The organism is Chromatiaceae bacterium, assembly GCA_024235395.1.
GTDB lineage: Bacteria > Pseudomonadota > Gammaproteobacteria > Chromatiales > Chromatiaceae > Thiosocius.
This window is the reverse complement of record JACKMK010000002.1, coordinates 227454-249796: the sequence shown is the minus strand read 5'-3', so window position 1 is coordinate 249796 and position 22343 is coordinate 227454. Positions and strand designations below refer to the sequence as shown.

The window sequence follows — 22343 nt, the reverse complement described above, 5'->3', positions numbered from 1 at the left end:
GGCCCCCTCACCGTTCGACTGCCATCTGTTGCATCAGCCGCGCCTGGTACGACTGCCAGAGCGAAAGCCGGTCCGCATCGCCCACCCGCTTACCTTGCATGCTGTTGACCGCGAGCCACAGATCGGCCCCGTTGAAGCTGTACACCGGTACCAGATCGGCGCGTTCGCCCGCCGGGACTATGGCCCCGCGCAGATTGTCGAGAATCAGCGGTTCCACGTCCGGTGCGGCATAGTAGGCGAGCACCATGTGTGCCTGGTCGAGTTCCAGCGCCTTGACGTAGGTGATGCGCAAGCGGTCTTCGGCGACGCCCATGCTGAGCAACGTGAAATACTTCGAGATCGCGTAGTCTTCACAATCCGCCGAATAGACGCCGAGTACCTCGAAGGGCGTCGCCCAGTAGTCCTTCTGATCCCAAAGTGCATAGTCGGAATCGTAGCTGACACGATTGAAGAAGGCGTTCACGCGCTCCAGCTTGGTGCGTTCCTCGAGATCGGTACCGGACTCGATCAGGCGTTGCAGCTCGACCACCCGGGCACGCGCAGCGGTCCCGTACTCGCGTTCCATCCAGTCCAGCAGCGCATCGCTGAACACCAACCCCTGGGCGAACACCCAGCCTGCCAACAGGCCGGACAGCACCAACGACGCCAGCAACCGCGAGGCTTCGCAGAGCTGCGATGGCACGAGCGAAAGGGAAGACATCGTCGATCGGACTCCGGGTTGCGCCGCGACACCCGCTGCGCGGCGACGTCTTAAGGGTTTCGGCCCGCCGCCTCCGGACTTGATCGCTTGGCCACAGGCAAGGCCCACCGCTAGAATCCCCGGTTCGACTCCTTAGACCCACGAACATGCGCACCTCAAATTTCCCGCTACAGACCCTGAAAGAAGTCCCCGCCGATGCCGAGATCGCCAGCCATCGCCTGATGCTGCGTGCCGGCCTGATACGCAAGCTCGCTGCCGGGCTATACACCTGGCTGCCATTGGGTCTGCGCGTGCTGCGCAAGGTGGAGAACATCGTGCGCGAGGAGATGGACCGCGCCGGCGCGCTCGAAGTGCTGATGCCTGCGGTGCAACCGGCCGAATTGTGGCAGGAATCCGGCCGCTGGGACCAGTACGGCCCGGAACTGCTGCGCCTGCACGATCGTCACAGTCGCGAATTCTGTTTCGGCCCTACCCACGAAGAGATCATCACCGACCTGGCACGCAACGAGCTGCGTAGCTACCGCCAGCTGCCGGTCAACTTCTATCAGATACAGACCAAGTTCCGCGACGAGATCCGGCCGCGATTCGGCGTGATGCGGGCCCGCGAGTTCCTGATGAAGGATGCCTATTCTTTCCACCTGGACCAGGCATCGTTGCAGCAGACCTACGAGCAGATGCACGCGGCGTATTGCCGGATTTTCCAACGCTGCGGCCTGGATTTCCGCCCGGTCGCCGCGGACACCGGCAGCATCGGCGGCAGCGGTTCACACGAGTTTCACGTGCTGGCCGATTCCGGCGAGGATGCGATCGCGTTCTCCACAGACAGCGACTATGCCGCAAACGTCGAACTGGCAGAGGCGGTCGCACCCGCTGCCGCGGCACCGGCGTCCGGACGCGCGATGGCACTGGTCGACACGCCCGACGCCAGGACCATCGCCGAGCTCGTCGAACAGTTCGAGCAGCCGATCGAACAGACACTCAAGACACTGATCGTCGTGGCCGCGGACGATGCCGACGCGGAGCTGGTGGCATTGCTGCTGCGCGGGGATCACGAATTGAACGCGATCAAGGCCGAGAAGCTGCCGCAGGTGGCCGCACCGCTGCAGATGGCGGGCGAGGAGCAGATACGGGCAGCGGTCGGCGCGGGTCCCGGCTCCCTCGGTCCGGTGGGTCTGCCGTTGCCGATGATCGCCGATCGGGCGGCCGCGGCGCTGGTCGATTTCAGCGCCGGTGCGAACCTGGACGGCAAGCACTATTTCGGCATCAACTGGGGGCGCGATGTCGCACTGCCGGAGGTTGCGGATATCCGCAACGTTGTAGAGGGCGACCCGAGTCCGGATGGTCGGGGCAACCTGACCATCGCGCGCGGCATCGAGGTCGGTCACATCTTCCAGCTCGGGCGCAAGTACAGCGATGCAATGAACGCCACCGTGCTCGACGAGAACGGTAAACAGGTCGTGATGACCATGGGGTGCTACGGCATCGGCGTGTCGCGCGTGGTCGGGGCCGCGATCGAACAGCACAACGACGAGCGCGGCATCCTCTGGCCAACCGCAATAGCGCCGTTCACGCTGGCATTGATACCGATGCAGATGCACAAATCGGCCCGCGTGCGCGAGGCCGCGGAGGGCCTGTACCAGGCCTTGTGCAGCGCCGGCATCGACGTATTGTTCGATGACCGCGATGCACGCCCCGGGGTGATGTTCGCCGACATCGAACTGGTCGGCATCCCGCATCGCGTGGTGATCGGCGAGCGCGGACTGGACAACGGCGAGGTCGAATACCGGGCGCGTACCGACAGCGAGAACCAGATGCTGCCGCTGGACGGCTTCGTCGAATACATCCGGGCAAAGATCGACGGGGAGATCGGCTGAGGGCGCTGCCCGGCATCCGTCAGCCGGCGTCGCGACGGGCGGCGCCGCGGTCAGTTCTGCAACATGACCGTGACTTCGACCTCGTTGCCTTTGCCGTGATACGCGAGTTCGTCAAAACTGATCATGCGCGACATGGCGATGCCGCGACCGTGGGTATCGAAGGCGCGTGACGGGTCCATCTCGAGGTAGTCGTGCCAGTTGAACCCCTCGCCTTCGTCGGTGATGGTCACACGTATCCGATCGAGTTCGCGTAGGTAGCGGACCGAGACCTCTTTGCTGACGTTTTCCGGTCGCAACAGTCGCGCTTCCACCTCCTGCTCCCAGCTGTCCATTTCGCGCAACTGACCTTTCTCGGCATAGGTGATGCCGAGATTGCCGTGTTCAACGGCATTCACCAGCAGTTCGGTCAGCCCGATCGCGACGCGCCGCGGATCGGGGAACGCATTGGCCAGCACGACGGCGATATCGCGTGCCGAACCCAGGGTGCGGAAACTGAAGGTGGCCTCGCGCAACAGCCCGAATGTACGACTGGCGACATCGCTGTCTTCGAGCGCGCGCTGGTACCGTCGACGGTCGTCGATCGCCGTCGTCAGCACGCTGAGCAACATCGCCTGATCGAACGGCTTGGTCAGGTAGTAGTAGGCACCGGCCTGCAGGCCTTCGAGGATCTCCTCGCGCGCCGCCAGTGCGGTCTGTAGTATCACGGGAACGCTTTGCAGTACGGGATGCTGCTTGATGCGTTCGAGGACCTCCATGCCGTTCAGGCCCGGCATCATGCGGTCGAGAATCACGACATCGTAGATCTCGGGGTTCGACTCCAGCAGATCCCAGGCAAACTGTCCGTCGGGCGCCGTCTCGATGTGGTAACCCGAGTCCTCCAGGTAATCGACCAGGATATCGACGTTGATCGGTTCGTCATCCACGACCAACACGGTCGGCGCGGTCGCAGTCATTGCACTTTTCTCGCTGGCATGCCCACCGCTATCGGCACGAACAACCCGGCCTTAAGCGGTGAGCGGGTGCTAACAACAGAGGACGCGTCGCGGCTGCACCGGTCGAATGGCGCACATGCCGGCCGCCCCGACTTCAGGTTGACAAGCCCCGCGGCAGCCGGGAAACTCGCCCGCTTCGTCAAAAGGAACGGGGATTCATGGCCAGATCGGATACATTCGGGCGGGACGACCTGCTCAAATGCGGTTACGGAGAGATGTTCGGTCCGGGCAACGCGCAATTGCCGGTGCCCAACATGCTGATGATGGACCGCATCACGCGTATTGCCGATCACGGCGGCCAATTCGGCAAGGGCGAGATCATCGCCGAACTCGATATCCGCCCCGATCTGTGGTTCTTCGATTGCCATTTCCCTGGCGATCCTGTCATGCCCGGTTGCCTTGGACTCGATGCCATGTGGCAGTCGGTCGGTTTCTATCTCGCGTGGCTGGGAAACCCCGGCCACGGCCGCGCGCTTGGCGTCGGAGAAGTGAAGTTTACCGGACAGGTTCTGCCGACCGCGACCCGTGTCGTCTATTACATCGACATCAAACGCGTGATCACCCGCAAGCTCGTGCTCGGCATCGCCGACGGACGCATGGAGGTCGATGGCCGGGAGATCTATACGGCGAAGGACCTGCGCGTCGGCCTGTTCACCTCGACCGAGGGGTTCTGACGACGCCGGCCCCGCCCGGTCAGTCGCGGTTTCAGCCGAGATCCTCGGCCAGCGAGTCGCGGATGTTGCGCGGCAACGGTTCGATCGCGTGGGTGTAGGCCGGATGGTCGATGCCGATGCTGATCGGCGCACCCTGCTTCACCGCCTCTGCCATCTCCGGCGTCAACTCGAAACGCAGGAAATGCACCGATGAAGTCTTTTCGTCGGTCTCACGTTCGAGGTCTTCGTCGGCAACCGGGGTGACGCGTGCGAAGTCCGCGACCTGCGCCCAGACATGTCGCTCGATGCCGATCAGCTTCGCCAGCTGCGCACGGCGCTCGCCTTCATCCGGATACTCCAGCATGAACGTCGCCTTCCAGTTGCTGCCATCCGGGATCAGCGGATTGTAGGCATCGAGTTCCTCCTGGATACCCGCTGCCTCGAAGATCCGCTCGGCACGCAGCATCTCCTGGATCTGGTACTGCATCGTCAGCACATCCTCGAAATACAGCGTCGCATTCGGTCCGACCGGAAGCTGGCGATTCTTCTTGTGCGCCATCACGCGCGCACGGAATTCGGGCCGGACTTCGGCGTACCTTTCGAGCGAATACAGATCGTCTCGCGTCAACTTGTTCATGGTGTTCACCTCCACTGGGTCCTCTGCGGGCGACAAGGTCGCCTGTCCCCGCGTGAAAACGACGGGGCGCCGACTGGCAACCGAATTCAGATCCCGTACGCCAAGCGCAGCAGCGAGATTGGATGTTCCGGCTCACTGCCGTCGGCCAGGCCATTGGCAATCTGGTGGCCGGCCATTGCGCAGTCGCTGCTGTAGTGGTCCGGTGCATTCTGTTTCACCTTGTTGACCACCGGCTTGCCGATCTTCATCGACAACGCGTGCGACTCCTTTTTGACCGCATAGGTCCCGTCGTGGCCCGAGCAGCGTTCGATCACCTCGATCACGGTATCGGGTACCAGCGACAGGGCCTCGCGCGTCTTCGGTCCGATACGCTGCACGCGCTGGTGACAGGCGGCGTGATACGACACCTTGCCCAGCGGTTGCTGAAAATCGGTCTTCAGCTTGCCGTACTTGTGGCGCAACATCAGGTATTCGAAGGGGTCGTACATCGCGTCACGTACCTTCGCCACTTCGGGGTCGTCGGGGTACATCAGCGGGAGTTCCTGTTTGAACATCAGTACGCAGGAAGGTACCGGCGCGACGATATCCCAACCCTCGTCGACCAGCTTGGCCAGGGCCGGAATGTTGACCTCTTTGGCGCGCGCAACCGCTTCCAGGTCGCCGAGTTCGAGCTTCGGCATGCCGCAGCAACGTTCCTTCTCGGCAGTGGTCACGGCGATGCCGTTGTGGCGGAACACCGCGACCAGATCCTCGCCGCTCTGCGGGTCGTTGCGGTTGCCGTAACAGGTCGCGAACAGCGCCACCTTCCCGGTCGTCGGCCCAGCGGCCTCGGCATGCTCGCCTCTGTCCCGTGTCACGCGGGCACGCAGGCTCTTGCTGTGGTATTCGGGGAGCTTGGCATCGCGATGCACACCGAAACCGTCCTCGAGGATGCCACGGAAGGTCGCATTGCGGTTCAGCGCATTGACGATCCCGCTGACCACCGGAATCCCGGCCAGCGAACCCACTGTGTCGGTGTTGGTCAGGGTCTTGTCGCGCAGCGAGGCACCCTGCTGCTTAAACTTCACGGCTTTCGCCTGCAGCATCAGGTGCGGGAAATCCAGGTCCCATTCATGTGGCGGCACGTAAGGGCACTTGGTCAGGAAGCACAGGTCGCACAGGTAACACTGATCGACGACCTTCCAGTAGTCCTGCTTCGCGACGCCATCGACCTCCATGCTCTCCGACTCGTCGACCAGGTCGAACAGTACCGGGAAGCTTTGACACAGGCTGATGCAGCGGCGACAGCCATGGCAGATGTCGAACACCCGCTCCAGCTCGGCAAACAGCTTGCCTTCGTCGTAGAAATCGGGATTTTTCCAGTCCAGCGCGTGCCGGATCGGCGCTTCGAGACTTCCTTCACGTGCACCAGCCATGGCTAGAGACCTCGTTACAACGGATTCGAATGGGGAAAATGTAAAACCGCGGGGAGGCAGCGTCTCGCCTCCCCTGCGGGGGTCGATCAGTCGTTGAGCTGATCCAACGCCTTCTGGAAACGGTTGGCGTGCGAACGCTCCGCCTTGGCCAGCGTCTCGAACCAGTCGGCGATCTCGTCGTGACCTTCGTCGCGCGCGGTCTTGGCCATGCCCGGGTACATATCGGTGTACTCGTGGGTCTCGCCGGCGATCGCGGTCTTCAGGTTGTCCGAGGTACCACCGAACGGCATACCGGTCGCCGGATCGCCACACTGCTCCAGGTATTCCAGGTGCCCATGTGCGTGTCCGGTCTCACCCTCTGCGGTCGAGCGGAATACGGCAGCGACGTCGTTGTAACCCTCGACGTCCGCCTTCGACGCGAAATACAGGTAGCGACGGTTGGCCTGCGACTCACCAGCGAACGCGGCCTTCAGGTTTTCTTCCGTCTTCGAGCCTTTCAGAGACATTCAGGTATCCTCCAGTCTTTTTCAGGGATATGCCGGTTCCAACCGGCGGGTAGCGTGGGCACTATAGAGGGCGCCCTACGCGTGATGAAATTGTTTCTGGCAATTCACTCGATAGCCAAAATCTATCCACAAGGGATCTCGGTCGCGAACGCCTCCAGCCCTTGTTGTCAGTGGATCGGCTGTATGCAGGACATGTCGCAGGCCAGCACCGCGTCGCGCACCGCGTGGATCGCATCGGGGCGCGGAAAGCTCTTGCGCCAGGCCAACGCGACCGTGCGTGACGGGGTATCGTGATCGAACCGGCGGATACTCAGCAGGCGCTCCGAAAAGCGCTCCGCGCCGGCCGCGGTACACGGCAGAATCGTCACCCCCAGGCCGCTGGCCACCATGTACCGGATGGTCTCGAGCGACCCGCCCTCGAGCGTCTGCGCCGGGCTGCCCTCGACGCTGCTGCGCCGCAAGCAGTCAGGGCATACCTGCAGCACCTGGTCACGAAAACAGTGCCCCGCACCGAGCAACAACACGTCCTCTTTCTTCAGGTCGGACACCTCGAACTGCGGTTTCTGATTCAGGGGATGACTGCTCGGCAGCAGCAGCACGAAGGGCTCCCGGTACAGCGGCATCGTCAACACCCCCGGTTCCTCGAACGGCAATGAGATCAGGATCGCGTCGAGTTCCCCGCGCTTGAGCTTCTCCGCCAGGGCCGCAGTGTAGTTCTCCTCGATCACCAAGGGCATCTTCGGCGCCCGTTGCGACAACTCCGGGATCAGGTGGGGCAGCAGGTAGGGACCGATCGTGTAGATCGCCCCGAGTCGCAACGGGCCATCGAGCTGATCCTGTCCGTGGCGGGCCACCTGCCGGATGACACTCGCCTCCTCCAGCACGCGTTGTGCCTGCGCGACGATCTGCTCACCGATCGGCGTGACGCTGACCTCGCCCTTGCGCCGCTCGAAGATACTGACGCCGAGTTCCTCTTCCAGCTTCTTGACCGCGACACTCAGCGTCGGCTGGCTGATGAAGCAGGATTCGGCCGCGTGCCCGAAATGCTTTTCGCGCGCAACGGCGACGATATACCTCAGCTCATTCAGGGTCATACACGCGGGGATCTGCTCACAAAAACGGGTTTCAGCGCCGCCAGTTGCGTTTGTGCGACAAGGCGAATGGGCTACTATACCCTGAATATATGCGTTAGGGACCCAGATCCGGCTCGACGTGGCAACGACCCCAGGCACCACCGGCGCCGAGCCGGACAGAAAACTGCGCGCCTCCGACTTCCCTGCCGGAACCCTGCGCATCCTGCAGTTGACCGACACGCATCTCTACGCCGATCCCCGCGGCACGCTGCTCGGCGTCAATACGCTCGACTCCTTTCGGCAGGTGATCCGGCATTTCCAGCGGCACTTCTGGCCGATCGACCTGCTGCTGGCAACCGGCGACCTGGTGCACGATGCGAGCGCGAACGGTTACGCGACCATCGCCGCGACACTGTCGACATTCGGCGTACCCGTGTTGTGCCTGCCCGGCAATCACGACATTCCCAGCGTCATGCGCGAGCACCTGCGGGCCGACAACGTATCGACCGACAGCGTCGTCGACCGGGGCGCATGGCGATTCGTGATGCTCGATTCGGTGAAACCCGGTGACGAAGGCGGACACCTCGCGGCGAACCAGATAACGCTGCTCGAATCGGCGCTGTCCGCCGGCAACCGGCACGTACTGGTGTGCATGCATCACCAGCCGGTGACCGTCGGCAGCGACTGGATCGACACCATGGCGATCGACAACCCCGAACCGCTGTTCGAGGTGATCGACCGGCACGACAATGTGCGCGGCATCCTGTGGGGCCACATACACCAGACCTACGACAGTTATCGCGGACCGGTGCGGCTGATGGCGTCACCGTCGACCTGCGTGCAGTTCACCCCACATTCGGATACGTTTCAGGTGGACGAGGAACCGCCCGGCTTCCGGCTGCTCGCACTGTTGCCGGATGGCACGATCCGCAGCGAGGTGGTGCGTGTCGACGAGATGCCGCAGGGTCTCGAGGTCGCCTCGTCCGGGTATTGAACGGACGCGCCCCAACGACAATGGTTTTTCAGATCAGAAATCCCGCGAACGATTCCTCGGTCTGCCGACGGACGTGGCGATGCCTCGCGGCCGCCAGCTGGTTGTTTGCGACCCACGCGTTCGCCGACGGCTACCCGCCACCGCCGGGACCCTACCCGGTGGAAAGATCGACTGCAGTCACGCCCACCGGCCCGAGCGAGCCGCGAACCGAACAGACGCCGCCGACCAGCGGCATGTTGCCGCTCGACCCGCTCGACAGCCCCTCGACCGACACCGGCACCCTGCTTTTCGGGGCACCGCCGGTCGGGCAGGCACCGGCACCCGCCGCCGATCCCGTTGACGACGACCGCGTCGCATCGCCGCCACGGAGTGATTTCTCGATGTCGTCGCAACGCTCGGGTGGGTGGACGCCACAACAACCCGGCAGCTTTTCCGGGCCGACACCACCGAACTTCCGTGGAACACCTCCGGGGTATCCGGCATGGCAGACCTACCCCGGTCCGACCGCTGACTACCGCAACCAGTCACCGACAGGCCCTGTGGGGTCGATGATGGGCCCGTCCAACCCCTACCGGGCACCATGGCCGGCGAACGCCGAACGACGTGCGGCGGCTCCGCGGAATCCGGGCCCCGTGGCCGCCCCCGGTGCCGGGGGAACGGTGTTCCGACCGGCGGAGTTGCAGCCGTCCGATTGAGCCCCGTCGATCATCGCGCGATCAGCGCGATTCGAGCGAGACCTCCGGCTCCGATTCCATGCGTATCGCCCCACAGGGGCATTCCGCCGCGCACAGGCCGCAACCCTTGCAGTAGTCGTAGTTGATCCGAAACCCCTTGCCCGGACCGAGTTTGATGACCGCGTTGTCCGGACACACGCCGTAACAGGTGTCGCATTCGAAGCAGTTGCCGCACGACATGCATCGGCGCGCCTCGTACAGCGCGTTACCCTCGTCGAGCCCCCCGAGGACCTCTTCGAAGGTCGACTGACGACGGATCAGGTCCAGCGTCGGCCGCACGGTCTTCGGAGCATCCGAGTAATACCAGGTGTTGAGCCGTTCGAATGTCGCCAGCTCGTGTCGGGTCACGCTCGCCAGCGTGCGTCCGTTGAGCCAGGCATCGATCGCCCTGGCGGCCTTCTTGCCATGGCCAATCGCGACCGTCACGGTGCGCTCGCCGTCGACCATGTCGCCACCGGCGAACACCCCGGGATAGCCGGTCATCATGTCCGGTGCAACCTGGACCACATCCTTTTCCCTCTGCAGTCCCGGCAGGTTGTCCAGCAACGCGAGGTCGGCGCTCTGGCCGAGTGCCAGTACCACGCTATCGGCCGGCATCGTTTCGAACTCGCCGGTAGGCTGCGGGAACCCGTCGTCGTCGAGGCGCATCTTTTCGATGGTCACCTCCTCGCCTTCGGCATTCGCGATGGTGCTCAACCACATCAGCTTCACACCCTCTTCAAGCGCATCCCGCACCTCCTGCTCGTGCGCCGGCATGCGCTCACGGGTCCTCCGGTAGACCACGACGGGCTCTTCGGCACCGAGGCGCCGCGCAGTACGGGCGACGTCGATCGCGGTATTGCCGCCCCCGTAGACGATCACCTGGCGACCCAGCAGCGGACGCTCCGGACCTTCCATGTCGTGCAGCAAGGTCACGGCATCGGTGATGCGACGCGCATCCCCTGCCGGGATGTAGGCGCGTTTGCCGATGTGCGCACCGACACCGAGGAAGCAGGCATCGAAGCCTTCGTCGTTCAGCGTCTTGGCGACGTCATCGACGCGCGAGCCCAGACGCAGCTCGATCCCCATGTCGAGGATGCGTTGCACTTCGGCGTCCAGGGTGGCGCGCGGCAGACGGTACTGCGGGATGCCGTAACGCATCATCCCGCCACTCGAATCCTCGGCCTCGAAGATCACGACCGTGTGACCGAGGCGCCGCAGATGGTAGGCCGCCGAAAGACCGGCCGGTCCTGAGCCCACCACCATCACGCGTTTGCCGGTGGAGGCCAACGGTACCTCGAAGGCCCAGTCGCGTTTGAGCGCCTCGTCACCGAGGAAGCGCTCTACCGCATTGATCCCGACGGATTCGTCGACACGCCCGCGGTTGCACGCGCTCTCGCACGGGTGGTAACACACCCGACCCATGATCGCCGGCAGGGGATTGTTCTCCACCAGCGAACGCCAGGCTGTTTCATAGGCGCCCTCCTCGGCGTGAAACAGCCAGCGCTGAATGTTTTCACCGGCCGGACAGGTTGCATTGCACGGCGGCAGTCGGTCGACGTAGACCGGACGCTCGCTGCGCCAGGAGCCGGTCAGGTTGGCCAGGCTGGAACCGACATCAAGGGTGATCGCGAACGGTTTCTTCATTGTGCAGCCTCCACATTTTCCAGGCCGAAACGCCGCACATTGCGATCCGCCATCTCCTGCAGCCGCGCGATTACATCGGTACGCAACGTGGGCTTGAACAGGTGAGCGAAGCGTCGCTGCAGTTTCAGGTACTCCTCGACCGGCACCCGGCGGCGGATGCGATAACGGTCGGTGATCTCGCCGTGTTCGGCCTCGAACACCGGAAACAGCCCCGACTCGGCGGCCAGGCGCGCCAGCCGGATGGTGTCGTGCGGTGCGGCACCCCAGCCCAGCGGGCAGGGCACCAGCACATGGATATAACGCGCCCCGCGGATGGACATCGCCTTCGTGACCTTGGCCTCGAGATCACGCACATTGGCCACGGTCGCGGTCGCCACGTACGGAATGTCGTGTGCCATCGCGATCAATGGCACGTTCTTGCCCTGGCCGAACGTATTGCCCGGATGATCACCGGCCGCCTGCGTGGTCGCCGTGCGTGCGGTGGGCGGCGTGGCCGACGAGCGCTGTACACCGGTGTTCATATACGCCTCGTTGTCGTAACAGATGTACAACACGTCGTCGTTGCGTTCGAACATGCCGGACAGACAGCCGAAACCGATGTCGGTGGTGCCGCCGTCGCCGCCCTGCGCGACCACCCGGGTCGCGTGCTGGCCCTTGACCTTGAGCGCCGCGGCGACGCCGGTCGCGACCGCAGCGGTGTTGCCGAACAGGGAATGGATCCAGGGGATCTGCCACGAGGTCTCGGGATAAGGCGTGGAGAAGACCTCCAGGCAGCCGGTGGCGTTCGCTGCGATCAGCTGGTTGTTGGTCGCGCGCATCGCCGCGTCGATCGCATAGCGCGCACCGAGGGCCTCACCGCAACCCTGACAGGCGCGGTGCCCCGAGTTCAGCGAATTGGTGCGTTCCATGGTCGACTGCACCGACCGCTGCGCATCTTCGAGCAGGCGATTGCCGACGGTAAAGGTGCCGGTTTGATAGAACTTGACGTGCGAGGTTTTCATTTATCCTTCCATCAACCGATGTGGTCGGCAACGCTGCCGAGGTCGCGCAGAATGTTCTCCGCGGTCGGGCCGGAACGCTGCTGCGTTTCAAGGCGCTCGATCTCGCGATGCACGACCTCGTGCTTGAGATCCAGGAACGTCAAACGCTGCACACCGTCCTTGTGTGCCATGCGGAAGACCTCCAACAACGAGCGCCGCGTGATCGCACGACCGCCGAGGCCGGCGATCACCGTGTAGACCGGCGCCGGCAGTCCGGCGAGCGCCATACGCACGTCGGTCGACAGGATGCCGCCGATACCGACCGCGAGCGATTTTTCGATCACCACGACACGCTTGGCGTGGCGCAGCACTTCCTGAACGCGTTTCGCGGGGAAAGGCCGGTACGAACAGATGCTGACCGAGCCGATCGCCATGCCACCATCGCGCAACTCGTCGATCGCATCCTTGATCGTGCCATTCACTGAACCGAGCGCGACCACCAGTGTTTCGGCATCCTCACTGCGGTAGGTATGCAGCAACCCGCCGGATGCCCGGCCGAAATGCTGCTCGAACTCTTCGGCCAGCTCGGGAATCATCCACAACGCCTGCATCTGCCGGTAGTGCGCCAGATAGCGCACCTCGGTAAACGCCTCGGGCCCGACCATCGCGCCGATCGTGACCGGGTGCTGCGGGTCCAGCACCTGGCGTGGTTTGAACGGTGGAATGAACGCGTCCACCTGCGCCTGCTCAGGAATATCCACGCGCTCGTAGGCATGCGTGAGGATGAATCCATCGACGCAGACCATCACCGGTACCGACAGTTCCTCGGCGAGGCGGAATGCCTGGAGATGCAGATCGACCGCCTCCTGGTTGGTCTCGGCGTACAACTGGATCCAGCCGGCATCGCGCATCGACATGCTGTCCTGCTGGTCGTTCCAGATGTTGATCGGGGCACCGATCGCACGGTTGCCAATGGTCATCACGATCGGCAGACCGAGGCCGGATGCGTTGTATACCGCCTCGGCCATGAACAGCAGCCCCTGGCTGGCGGTCGCGGTGTAACTGCGCGCGCCCGCCGCACTGGCGCCGATCGCAACCGACAGGGCCGCGAACTCGGATTCGACATTGATGAACTCGCAGTCGTCGATCTCGCCGGCCTTCACCATCAGGCCGAGATTCTCGACGATATGAGTCTGCGGGGTGATCGGATAGGCGCAGATCACCTCGGGACGCGCCAGAGCAACGGCTTCGGCAATCGCCCGTGACCCTTCGGTTTGCTTCAACATCAGGCAGTCGCCTCCGACATCTGTTGGACAATGTACTTCGCCGCCGCTTCGGCCGCAGCGGCATTGGCGGCGGCGATCTTGGCCGGGAACTTCTCGCTGATCGCCGTCTTCACCGAGGCCACATCGATCAGGCCGGTCATCGCCGCAAAGCCGCCCAGCAACGCCGCATTCGGCAGTGGGCGTCCCACGTATTGCCGCGCCAACTCACTCGCCGGAACGGTGATCGCATGTTCGATCGGGTACTGGCGCAGAAAATCGCTCAGTCCGAGATCCGCCAGACTCCGGGTCGAGTTGATCAGTACGTAGCCGTGCGGTACCAAACCCTCGAACAGGTTGACCTGGTGCAGCAGCGTGGTGTCCTGGATGATCAGGGCATCCGGCGCCATCACCGGTTCGCGCAGGCGGATCTCCTTGTCGTCGATGCGGCAGAACGCCATCACGGGCGCGCCCATGCGTTCCGAACCGAAACTCGGAAAGGCCTGCGAGTAGTGCCCTTCGAGAAACGCGGCGATCGACAGCATCTCGGCGGCCGTGACCACCCCCTGACCGCCGCGTCCATGTATCCGTACCTGAAACATATCCCCTCCGCTTGGTGTCCTGTTGGTCGGTATGCCGCCGGATTGAATGGCAGCGGGTACCCTGCCGCAGCGGGTACGGGTCATGTCTTCCGCGTCGCTTGCAACTAGGGCCTGTTCACACTACACACGCGCTGCCTCAACCCAGTTCCACGCGCGGCGCGACGCGCAATACCTCATCGAGCGAGGTGATACCGCCGATCACCTTGCGCGCACCGCTGATTCGCAATGGCTCCAATCCCTCGCGCATCGCCCGGCGGCGCAGATCGGCAATGTCGCAGTCCGGTTTTATCGCCGTGCGCAGCGTCGGCGTGATGCGCAGGCTCTCGTAGATCCCGATCCGCCCGAGATATCCCGAGCCGCGGCACTTCTCGCAGCCGACCGACACCCGGCCGCTCGCCGGAACCGGAAGTTTCCAGGGTTGTGTCAGCTCGGCCCAGGCCTGCGCATCGATGGTGCCACGTGCGCTGCAGGTTGGGCACAGGGTCCTGATCAGACGTTGGCCGACAACGCCGAGCAGGGTGGCATTGATCAGATAGGGTGGTACTCCTATATCCATCAGGCGCACGATTGCGGACGGCGCATCGTTCGTATGAAGCGTAGACAATACCAGGTGACCTGTCAGGGCTGCCTGGATCGCCATCTCCGCCGTCTCCAGGTCACGGATCTCGCCGATCATCACGATGTCGGGGTCCTGGCGCATCAGGGTGCGCACACCGGTCGCGAAATCCAGCCCGATCTGGGCATTCACCTGCATCTGGTTGATCGCCGGATCGACCATCTCGATCGGGTCCTCGATCGTGCACACGTTGACGTCCGGCTGCGCCAGCAGCCGCAGCGTAGAGTACAGGGTCGTGGTCTTACCCGAACCGGTCGGTCCGGTCACCAGGATGATGCCGTGCGAGGACTGGGTCATCGTGTCCCAGAGTCGCGCGTCTCGTTCGCCGAAACCCAGCTGCTTGAGATCACGCACCAACACCTGCGGATCGAAGATGCGCATCACCAGCTTTTCACCGAACGCGGTGGGCATGGTCGACAGGCGCAACTCGATCTCGATGCCGGTCGGTGTCTTGGTCTTGACCCGCCCGTCCTGCGGCCTGCGCTTTTCAACCACATCCATGCGTCCCAGCGCCTTGATGCGGCTGGTGATCGCACCCATGATGGTGGTCGGGATCTGGTACACCGTCTGCAACACGCCATCGATCCGAAAACGAACGCTGCCGGCCTCGCGGCGCGGTTCGAGGTGGATGTCGCTCGCGCGCTGTTCGAACGCGTATTGCAGCAGCCAGTCGACGATGGTCACGACGTGCCGATCGTTGGCGTCGAGCTTGCCCGCGCGCCCAAGCTGCACCAGCGACTCGAGGTTGTTGATCCCCAGCGGATCGCCTTCGGCGAGACGCTGTGCCTTGCGAATCGAATGGCTGACCCCAAACAGTTCGTCCTGATAGCGCAGGATGTCCGCCGGATTGGCCACCACCCGTTTGACATCGCGGCGCAGCACGTGCGCCATCTCTTCCTCCCAGTGGCGTTCGTACGGCTCGGCCGTCGCGAAGGTCACACTGTGCTCATCGACCTCGACAGGCAGGATGCGATAGCGCGCGGTGTAACTGCGCGATACCTCGCGAGTCACCAGGTCGACATCGATCTTCAACGGGTCGATCGTGAAATGCGGCAGTTGGGCGCGTTGGGCCAGCCAGCGCGTCAAGATTGTCAGATCGAGTGGATTGCCGTCCGGCTGCGTGAGGTTGTTTTCGGCCAGCCAGATCAATGGGTGCATCGCTGCCGCGGTCGCACGCGCGGCGCCGCGATCGGCAAGCTGCGGTGCGTGCCCGGCATCCAGCAGGCCGTCCTCGATCAGTTGCGGGATCACTTCGCCGAGGGTCAGACGACGTTCGGCCTGTAGGCTGCCAAGTACTTCGTGGCGGGTGATGCTCATCCGGTACGGAAGCCCGGTTCGGTCGGCTCCGGCCAGGGTTCGCTGCTCACATGCTCCACCCGCGCCAACTCAGGTCCACGGCGCAGCCATGCCGCAAGCGTGTCGAGCGCGCCGAGGTCTCCCGAGGCGACCACCTCCACCCCGCCATCGGGAAGATTCACCGCATGACCGTCGAGACCGAGGCGCATCGCCTGCTCGCGGGCCGATGCACGGAACCAGACGCCCTGAACATGACCGCGCACGATGTATCGACGACAGGGCAAGGCCTACTCCAGGTGCAGCGTGAGTGTCTCGCCGACGCGCGGCGCCGGCCCTTCGCCGACCGGGACGTCCACCAGCAAGGGATAACGCAGTGTCGAGCCGCCGTTCTCGACCGGTTCGAGCCCGACGTGATCGACGGTTGCCCGAGCGGAACTGCCGCGCAGTGTCGCGTTCAGCGCCTGCCCGGGCTGCAGCCGGCTGGCCTGCTCCGCATCGACTTCGGCGCGCGCCTGCAAGGTGCGACCGTTCGCGACGGTCACCAGCGGCTGGCTCTGCAGTTCGCTGACCACGCTCTGCCCCGGCGCGGCATTGACCGAGAGCACCACGCCGTCGAACGGTGCCGACAACACGCTGTGCTCGAGATCCAGGCGCGCGGCGACCAGTTGGGCGCGCGCACCTTCCGCGGTGGCACGGGCCGCCTCCAGTGCGATCAGTGCCTGATTGCGTTCGAAATCCGACAAGACGGTGCGATCGTAGAGTTCGACCGCGCGTGCATCCTCACGCTCGGCCTCCTCGAGCATCGCCCGCGCATGCCGGTACTCGGCCTGGCGACGGCCCACCTGGCTGGCGAAACCGCGTTGGTCGAGGCTGAGCAAGGGGTCGCCTTTTGCGACGGCCTGACCCGGGCGCACATGGACCTCGCTGACGACCCCCGATACCAGGGTGCCAAGCTCGACGCGCTGCGCCCAGCCGATCAGCGCCGGTACGTCCGCGGCCATCACCGGCAGTGTCGTACCCAACGCCAGCAGCCCGGCAACGAGTCCATACATCGATCGATTCATTGTGTCGCTTCCCCAGGCAACAGACGACCAGCCAGCGCCGCGAGACGCGCCTGGGTCATCATCCAGTCGAACTCGACCCGTGCCAAATCCAGACGGACCGCCGAGATCTCGGTCATCGCATCCCCGAGGTCGGTCTTCACCTCGAGATCGTACAGCGCCCGGCTGCGGTCGAGGTACAACTCGCGATAGTCGCCGCGCACCTTCAGCCCCTCGAGTTCGATGCGCATGTTGCTGAGGCGCAACCACAGGTCGAGCACCTCCTGGCGCAGGGTGTGCTCGGCCACCGACAGCTCGGCACTGCTGGCGCGCAATTCGGCCTGTGCCTTGGCGATCGCCGCATCCTTCGCACCGCCGGTGAGCAGCGGCACCTCGAGCAACAGCCCGGCACCGAACGGGTGCGTGGTGTTGGTCTTGCGGTTGTAGGTCTGCGCATCCACTTCGGCACTGATCACCGGGCCGAAACCCTTGCGCGCCGCCTCAAGCGCCGCGACGGCCCCGTCGACCTCGGCGCGCAACGCCTTCAGCCGCGGATTGTTTTGCAGCACTTCCTTGAGCAGCGCCTCGTACTCGGGTTGGGCGAGCGAGGTATCCGGCGGCGCCGGGCGCACCAGGTTCGACGCCAGCTCTCCGGGCCGGCCCATCGCGATCGCCAGTCTTGCCCTGGTCGCGCGCTGCAGCGACTGGCTGAGCATGCGTTGATTCAGCGCCGCCTGGTAATCGGCCTCGAAGCGCAGCAGATCGACATCCGACAGACGCTTCAGTTCGTGCCGGTCGCGCGCCCGGTCGGCATCGATATAGGCGCCCGCCATTGCCTCGTTGTCGCGTGCGTACTGCAGGTCGGCGAGGATCACGTCGAGGTAGCGCTGCATGATCTCCAGGTGGGCCTTCTGCCGGGCGTCGAGATAGCGCCATTCGCTGCCATCGCCGGCATGTCGGGCGGCGGTCTCACGCGCTGCACTGTACCCAAAATCGTACAACCGCTTGCTCAGCGCGATGCGTGCACTGCTGTCGTTTCGGTCGCGGTTGGGCGCAATCGACGAGGGTTCGATGTAGCGCAGGCGGCCGATCGCATCGAGCCTCACGCCGCTGATCGATTGTGCCTCGGCCAGCGCCGCGTCGCTCGCGTCGCGCTGCGCGTCCGCCAACTCCAACGCCGGGAGATCGGCGGGCGCCGATGCCAGCGCCACTTCCAGCGACAAGGGATCAGGCAGCGGCGCCTGCTCCGCAGCCTGCGCCACAGCGCACACCCACACCAGTAGAGTGAAGCCGAAGACCCGCATGCGCGGTATCAGCGTGCTGCGCGTTTGTAGCGAGTGAACGGCTGGTCCTTGTAGGCGTCCTCGACGACATACCGGCCGAGCTGCATGAACTCCTGCTTGTCACGCGTCGCCCCGGTGAAACGCGCCGGTTTGATGTAGTTGCCGTCGAGATCGAAAAATGCGAACACCGGGGTCGCACGCACCCGGTACTGCTGGAATGCGAAGTCCTTCATCGTCGTGGAGCGACCCTTGAAATCGGTAACCTCCACGTCACCCTCGATGTCCACCGGGAAGATCAGGAAATGCTCGCGGAAGTAGTCCTGGACATCCGGTTGATTGAGTACCGTGGTCTTCATCCGGTGACAGAACGGGCATTCGTCCATCTCGAACATGATCAGGATGCCTTTCTTGCCCGCTGCGCGTGCATTGGCCAACTCTTCGCGAAAATCGCCAAATGTCTCGTTGAAGAAGTACTGGCCGGGGTCGCGCGGCGTCTGCGCACCGGCGACAGCGCTGACAACGACCAGACCCAGGGCAATCAGCAGGCGCGCGATCATTGAACCTCTCCCGGGTGTGCGCTTTCGTAACTTTCGATGAAGGACTGTATACCTTGTGCGGTCACCTGACCGACCTGCCGGGCCACGATCTCGCCACTGGGTGATACCAGATACGATGTCGGCAGGCCTTCCACAGGACCGATCAGCTGCTCACGGCTCGGACGCTCGGTGGCCAGCAGGATCGGATACGAGACGAACTGCTGGTCGACGAACTGTTTGAGTTCGCCGTCGTCGATCGACTCCATGTTCACCCCCAGCACGATCGCTTTGCCCTCGGAACCGGTGTGGAATACCTCCAGCTCCGGGATCTCTTCGAGACAGGGTGGGCACCAGGTGGCCCAGTAATTGACCAGCACCCAGCGTCCACGGTAGTCGGAAAGGCTATGCTGCTGCCCATCGAGGTCGGGCAGGGTAAAATCCTCGGTTGCTGCATGCGCCCCGACGGTCAGGGCGCCAGAGATCACCAGCACACTGAGAAATCGCCGGGCCGCGTGAACAGACAAACAGATTTTTTGCATAAGACAAAGCCTTAACGACTTGGAGTACCATCAAGAGACGACGCCGATTGCCGTAATATTCCCCGGCGCCGGCGAATTTTAGGTCAGCAGACCGGGGGCAGTGCAAGCGCCCGCATCCACTCTAGACCCACGGAGACGCAAAAAGTGCGGCGCTGGGATCGTCGACCTCTTTCTAAAGGCATCAGGGCATGGCAAAGGCACCAACACTTCCGCCTTCGCTAAGCCCGTTCCGGGTCCCCGACCCGGCGGTCGCCCGACATCCGGGTGCGCTGCTGGCGCCACGCGCGCTGAACAAATGGATCGTCGAGTTACCGCTGGCCAACCCGCCAAAGGCCGCGCGGATGCTGCTGGAGCAGTTGCGCCTGCTGGTCCGCGACCCCGAGCCGGGCGCTCGCATGGGGGCCCTGCTGGAAGCCTACACTACCCCGGTCGACGAGCTGCAGGATGTGGTCGACGAACGACTGCAGAATGGGCCGGACACCGCATTGCCCCTCGATCAGCTCGAGTTCAGCCTGGTCGAACTGCTCAGCGAACTCGCCTACGGGCAGCTGCGCATCGCCAACAGTGCGCTGTCCTCCGGCAAGATCCCGGACGCCGAACTGCTGTACAGGGCGCTGCAGCTGCTCGAACGCGCACTCAACCTCGAACGCCTGCGCTACTACCGTCCGAGCCTCGACGGTTGGCGGCTGCTGCTGAGCATCTTCCTGAATGCCGAGGCGCTTGAGATCGCCGACCACGAGGTCAGCAGGGAGCTCCGTCGCGACGGCGACCCTGGCACGATCCAGGGGCTGTTCTATCGTGCGCTGATGAGCAGTCTGTACGATTCGAACCACCGGCGGCCCGACCAATTGCAGGCCTGGCGAACGTGGACGGGCACGCATGCCAATCTGTTGGAGATGACGGTGCTGCCGCAGGGCCCCTACGCGATGCCGATCGACATCAGCGGCAGCCTCGATCCGCTTGCAGCCGCACGACGAGGCAAACCCGGGCCGGAGATCCGGTACCTGGCTGCCGACCGCTTTCTGCAGGTCCTGCAGGAGGATCCGCAGGGACCGCGCGAACTGCACGGCGCCCTGCACGACCTGATCCGCGGACGCAAGTCGCCGGAGCAGCGCCAGAACCCGCGCCAACCGCGCAATCACCCGTTCGCGATGCGTCACGGTCTGCGCAGCATCCATGCGCGACTCAGCGAATTGATCCAGGGCGGGCTGCCCGGTGGAAGCGAACCCGCACCGGTCGCGTGCCGACAGATCGACCAGTCGAAATCCGGCTCGGCGTTCCGCCTCCAGGGCCCCTTGCGGCCGCCGCTCGGGATCGGTGATCCGGTCTTGATGGAGGCGGTCTCGGCCGCCAATGAAAATGCCGCGGTCGGGTTCATCGGGCGCATCCGACGGCTGGTCAATCTACCCGACCAGCAGGTCGAGATCGGGGTCGAAAAGCTGGCCGGCCGCCTGACCCCGGTGGAACTCAGTGGCGGCGCGGCACAGCGGCTGCGCGGCGACACCCTGGCACTGCTGCAACACGACCAGGACGCCGGGCGTTACGTGCTGATCGCCGCTCGCAGCCTGTTCCGCGAGGAGGATTCGGTGACCGCCGAAGGTGCCCACACACGCCAGGTGCTGCGCATGCGCGGCCTGCTCGAGGCCGTGCAGCAGACGGCCTACATCCTCGTCGACTGCAGCGACGCCTAGCGGATCAAGCGGATCCGTCGTCCGGCCGCTGCAGTGGGACCGCCGCGGCACGCTGCAAACGGAAACTGGCCAAGGGTACACCGAGCGCCCGGGTGATGCCGTCGTTCGCCGCCCGCAGCGCCTCGGCCAGGCGCCGGTCGCTGGGCCAGTCGGGATCGTCCTCGCGTGGCAGCGCGAACCGCCGGCTGGCGTACAACTCCGCCAGCGAAGCATCGACCAGGCGACGCGCCAACACCCAGTTGCCGTCGCGGGTCAGCTGCACCCAGTGCATGCGCTTCAACTCGCCGAGCAGGTCTTCGAGCTGCGGTTCCATCCAGCGCGGCCGCAACCGTGCCAGTTCGGCGGTGCTCGGTGTCGCGCCCAGCGCCGCGGCCTCGTCGAGTGCCAACAACACCCCCACGGCATCGCCCAGACCGGTCTGACAGCGGCTCTGGTCGCGGCTGCGCCAGCGATAGATGCTGAGACAATGGGTGATCTCGGCGCCGAGCAGGGCCACGATCCACGACAGGTACAACCAGACGAGAAATATCGGGATCGTCGCGAGCGCACCGTAGATGGCCTCGTAGGTCGGAAAACGCGTCAGGTAGAAACCGAACCCGCGCTTCGCCGCCTCGAACAGCAGCGCCGCGATCACCCCGCCGAGCAAGGCGTGCAGCAACCGGACACGGCGATTGGGTACCACCAGATACAGCATCGTGAACGCCACGGCCGAGGCGGCGATCGGGGAGATTCCCAGCAGCTGCCGGCCTATGCCGCTGCTCGCGGCCTCCGACAGGATCGGCAGCGAGACGAGATAGGAAGTCACCAGTACGCTGGCCCCGATCAACACAGGACCCAGCGACAGCACCGCCCAGTAGATCAGGAACTTGATCGCGAAGCGGCGACGCTCGCGTACCTCCCAGATCGCATTCAGCGCGCGGTCGATATTGGCCATCATGAGCAATGCGACGATCACCAGGAAGGCGGCGCCGGCGCCGGTCAGGTGCGATGCCTTGGCGATGAACTGGGACAGATACAATTGCAGCACCTCGCCCGACGCCGGCACGAAGTTGCGGAACAGGAACATCTGGATCGTGTCGTAGACGCGGTCGGCGACCGGGAACGCCGAGAAGACCGCCAGCGACACCGCCATCAGGGGGACCAGTGACAACAGCGTGGTATAGGTGAGCGCGGCTGCATTCTGCGCACCCTCGTGACGCCGGAACCGCTCGGCGACCAGCACGAGGAAGCCGTACAGCTGATACACCCCGATGCGCAGCCACGCCAAGACCCCATCCTTCGCATCAGCTTGCAT

General features: G+C 64.3%; 21 protein-coding genes. 4 read left to right on the top strand and 17 right to left on the bottom strand.

Annotated features, from left to right (window positions below; translation table 11 throughout):
* Positions 1-7: 7 nt before the first annotated feature.
* Complete coding sequence (locus H6955_09175; protein ID MCP5313717.1) at positions 8-700, bottom strand: transglutaminase-like cysteine peptidase; 693 nt, start codon at positions 698-700, stop codon at positions 8-10.
* 146 nt (positions 701-846) lie between these two features.
* Here H6955_09175 and H6955_09170 point away from each other — a divergent pair, with 146 nt between their 5' ends.
* Positions 847-2574 (top strand): proline--tRNA ligase, encoded by a 1728-nt coding sequence (locus H6955_09170; protein MCP5313716.1) that lies wholly within the window; start codon positions 847-849, stop codon positions 2572-2574.
* Positions 2575-2624: 50 nt separating this feature from the next.
* Here H6955_09170 and H6955_09165 read toward each other — a convergent pair whose 3' ends face one another.
* Positions 2625-3527 (bottom strand): response regulator, encoded by a 903-nt coding sequence (locus tag H6955_09165; protein MCP5313715.1) that lies wholly within the window; start codon positions 3525-3527, stop codon positions 2625-2627.
* Between the two features lie 197 nt (positions 3528-3724).
* Here H6955_09165 and fabA point away from each other — a divergent pair, with 197 nt between their 5' ends.
* Positions 3725-4240: a 3-hydroxyacyl-[acyl-carrier-protein] dehydratase FabA gene (gene fabA, locus H6955_09160; GenBank protein MCP5313714.1), complete on the top strand. Its 516-nt coding sequence runs from the start codon at positions 3725-3727 to the stop codon at positions 4238-4240.
* Between the two features lie 31 nt (positions 4241-4271).
* On the opposite strand, the gene H6955_09155 is transcribed toward fabA, so the two are convergent.
* From H6955_09155 to H6955_09140, 4 genes are all read right to left on the bottom strand, one after another.
* Positions 4272-4856, bottom strand: a complete 585-nt coding sequence (locus H6955_09155; GenBank protein ID MCP5313713.1) for a DUF3501 family protein — start codon at positions 4854-4856, stop codon at positions 4272-4274.
* Between the two features lie 86 nt (positions 4857-4942).
* A complete protein-coding gene (locus H6955_09150) occupies positions 4943-6271 on the bottom strand; it encodes a Fe-S oxidoreductase (protein ID MCP5313712.1) in 1329 nt (442 codons plus the stop codon).
* Between the two features lie 86 nt (positions 6272-6357).
* Complete coding sequence (locus tag H6955_09145) at positions 6358-6777, bottom strand: rubrerythrin (GenBank protein MCP5313711.1); 420 nt, start codon at positions 6775-6777, stop codon at positions 6358-6360.
* Positions 6778-6944: 167 nt separating this feature from the next.
* Positions 6945-7871 carry a LysR family transcriptional regulator gene (locus H6955_09140; protein ID MCP5313710.1) on the bottom strand — a complete coding sequence of 309 codons (927 nt, stop codon included), beginning with the start codon at positions 7869-7871 and terminating at the stop codon, positions 6945-6947.
* A 163-nt stretch (positions 7872-8034) separates the two neighbouring features.
* Between H6955_09140 and cpdA the strand changes: the two genes are divergently transcribed.
* Entirely contained in the window at positions 8035-8844 is an 810-nt protein-coding gene (cpdA, locus tag H6955_09135; GenBank protein ID MCP5313709.1) for a 3',5'-cyclic-AMP phosphodiesterase, read from the top strand.
* A 716-nt stretch (positions 8845-9560) separates the two neighbouring features.
* Here the strand turns inward: cpdA and H6955_09130 are convergent.
* The 10 genes from H6955_09130 to H6955_09085 all read right to left on the bottom strand — a co-directional run bounded on the left by H6955_09130 (position 9561) and on the right by H6955_09085 (position 19358).
* Positions 9561-11204 (bottom strand): NAD(P)-binding protein, encoded by a 1644-nt coding sequence (locus tag H6955_09130; GenBank protein MCP5313708.1) that lies wholly within the window; start codon positions 11202-11204, stop codon positions 9561-9563.
* Positions 11201-12205 carry a pyruvate ferredoxin oxidoreductase gene (locus H6955_09125; protein ID MCP5313707.1) on the bottom strand — a complete coding sequence of 335 codons (1005 nt, stop codon included), beginning with the start codon at positions 12203-12205 and terminating at the stop codon, positions 11201-11203. The genes H6955_09130 and H6955_09125 overlap by 4 nt, the downstream gene beginning before the upstream one ends.
* 11 nt (positions 12206-12216) lie before the next feature.
* On the bottom strand, positions 12217-13470 hold the full coding sequence (gene porA / locus H6955_09120) for a pyruvate ferredoxin oxidoreductase (protein MCP5313706.1): 1254 nt from the start codon (positions 13468-13470) through the stop codon (positions 12217-12219).
* Positions 13470-14048 carry a 2-oxoacid:acceptor oxidoreductase family protein gene (locus tag H6955_09115; GenBank protein ID MCP5313705.1) on the bottom strand — a complete coding sequence of 193 codons (579 nt, stop codon included), beginning with the start codon at positions 14046-14048 and terminating at the stop codon, positions 13470-13472. Before H6955_09115 ends, porA begins: the two co-directional genes overlap by 1 nt.
* Before the next feature lie 136 nt (positions 14049-14184).
* Positions 14185-15981 (bottom strand): type II/IV secretion system protein, encoded by a 1797-nt coding sequence (locus H6955_09110; GenBank protein ID MCP5313704.1) that lies wholly within the window; start codon positions 15979-15981, stop codon positions 14185-14187.
* A complete protein-coding gene (locus H6955_09105) occupies positions 15978-16244 on the bottom strand; it encodes an acylphosphatase (protein ID MCP5313703.1) in 267 nt (88 codons plus the stop codon). Before H6955_09105 ends, H6955_09110 begins: the two co-directional genes overlap by 4 nt.
* Positions 16245-16247: 3 nt before the next feature.
* Entirely contained in the window at positions 16248-17024 is a 777-nt protein-coding gene (locus tag H6955_09100) for an efflux RND transporter periplasmic adaptor subunit (GenBank protein ID MCP5313702.1), read from the bottom strand.
* The gene (locus H6955_09095) at positions 17021-18304 is read right to left on the bottom strand and encodes a TolC family protein (protein ID MCP5313701.1); all 1284 of its coding nucleotides are present in this window, start codon (positions 18302-18304) and stop codon (positions 17021-17023) included. Before H6955_09095 ends, H6955_09100 begins: the two co-directional genes overlap by 4 nt.
* 8 nt (positions 18305-18312) lie before the next feature.
* The gene (locus H6955_09090) at positions 18313-18840 is read right to left on the bottom strand and encodes a thioredoxin fold domain-containing protein (protein MCP5313700.1); all 528 of its coding nucleotides are present in this window, start codon (positions 18838-18840) and stop codon (positions 18313-18315) included.
* The gene (locus tag H6955_09085; GenBank protein MCP5313699.1) at positions 18837-19358 is read right to left on the bottom strand and encodes a TlpA family protein disulfide reductase; all 522 of its coding nucleotides are present in this window, start codon (positions 19356-19358) and stop codon (positions 18837-18839) included. The genes H6955_09090 and H6955_09085 overlap by 4 nt, the downstream gene beginning before the upstream one ends.
* A gap of 188 nt (positions 19359-19546) precedes the next feature.
* Here H6955_09085 and H6955_09080 point away from each other — a divergent pair, with 188 nt between their 5' ends.
* Complete coding sequence (locus H6955_09080) at positions 19547-21049, top strand: hypothetical protein (protein ID MCP5313698.1); 1503 nt, start codon at positions 19547-19549, stop codon at positions 21047-21049.
* Between the two features lie 4 nt (positions 21050-21053).
* Here H6955_09080 and H6955_09075 read toward each other — a convergent pair whose 3' ends face one another.
* Complete coding sequence (locus H6955_09075; GenBank protein MCP5313697.1) at positions 21054-22343, bottom strand: virulence factor BrkB family protein; 1290 nt, start codon at positions 22341-22343, stop codon at positions 21054-21056.

Bases quoted from the DNA above. Each gene is read 5' to 3' on its own strand.
- H6955_09175 (MCP5313717.1), bottom strand. From the start codon at position 700: ATGTCTTCCCTTTCGCTCGTGCCATCGCAGCTCTGCGAAGCCTCGCGG.
- H6955_09170 (MCP5313716.1), top strand. From the start codon at position 847: ATGCGCACCTCAAATTTCCCGCTACAGACCCTGAAAGAAGTCCCCGCC.
- H6955_09165 (MCP5313715.1), bottom strand. From the start codon at position 3,527: ATGACTGCGACCGCGCCGACCGTGTTGGTCGTGGATGACGAACCGATC.
- fabA (MCP5313714.1), top strand. From the start codon at position 3,725: ATGGCCAGATCGGATACATTCGGGCGGGACGACCTGCTCAAATGCGGT.
- H6955_09155 (MCP5313713.1), bottom strand. From the start codon at position 4,856: ATGAACAAGTTGACGCGAGACGATCTGTATTCGCTCGAAAGGTACGCC.
- H6955_09150 (MCP5313712.1), bottom strand. From the start codon at position 6,271: ATGGCTGGTGCACGTGAAGGAAGTCTCGAAGCGCCGATCCGGCACGCG.
- H6955_09145 (MCP5313711.1), bottom strand. From the start codon at position 6,777: ATGTCTCTGAAAGGCTCGAAGACGGAAGAAAACCTGAAGGCCGCGTTC.
- H6955_09140 (MCP5313710.1), bottom strand. From the start codon at position 7,871: ATGACCCTGAATGAGCTGAGGTATATCGTCGCCGTTGCGCGCGAAAAG.
- H6955_09130 (MCP5313708.1), bottom strand. From the start codon at position 11,204: ATGAAGAAACCGTTCGCGATCACCCTTGATGTCGGTTCCAGCCTGGCC.
- H6955_09125 (MCP5313707.1), bottom strand. From the start codon at position 12,205: ATGAAAACCTCGCACGTCAAGTTCTATCAAACCGGCACCTTTACCGTC.
- porA (MCP5313706.1), bottom strand. From the start codon at position 13,470: ATGTTGAAGCAAACCGAAGGGTCACGGGCGATTGCCGAAGCCGTTGCT.
- H6955_09115 (MCP5313705.1), bottom strand. From the start codon at position 14,048: ATGTTTCAGGTACGGATACATGGACGCGGCGGTCAGGGGGTGGTCACG.
- H6955_09110 (MCP5313704.1), bottom strand. From the start codon at position 15,981: ATGAGCATCACCCGCCACGAAGTACTTGGCAGCCTACAGGCCGAACGT.
- H6955_09100 (MCP5313702.1), bottom strand. From the start codon at position 17,024: ATGAATCGATCGATGTATGGACTCGTTGCCGGGCTGCTGGCGTTGGGT.
- H6955_09095 (MCP5313701.1), bottom strand. From the start codon at position 18,304: ATGCGGGTCTTCGGCTTCACTCTACTGGTGTGGGTGTGCGCTGTGGCG.
- H6955_09090 (MCP5313700.1), bottom strand. From the start codon at position 18,840: ATGATCGCGCGCCTGCTGATTGCCCTGGGTCTGGTCGTTGTCAGCGCT.
- H6955_09085 (MCP5313699.1), bottom strand. From the start codon at position 19,358: ATGCAAAAAATCTGTTTGTCTGTTCACGCGGCCCGGCGATTTCTCAGT.
- H6955_09080 (MCP5313698.1), top strand. From the start codon at position 19,547: ATGGCAAAGGCACCAACACTTCCGCCTTCGCTAAGCCCGTTCCGGGTC.
- H6955_09075 (MCP5313697.1), bottom strand. From the start codon at position 22,343: ATGCAAGCTGATGCGAAGGATGGGGTCTTGGCGTGGCTGCGCATCGGG.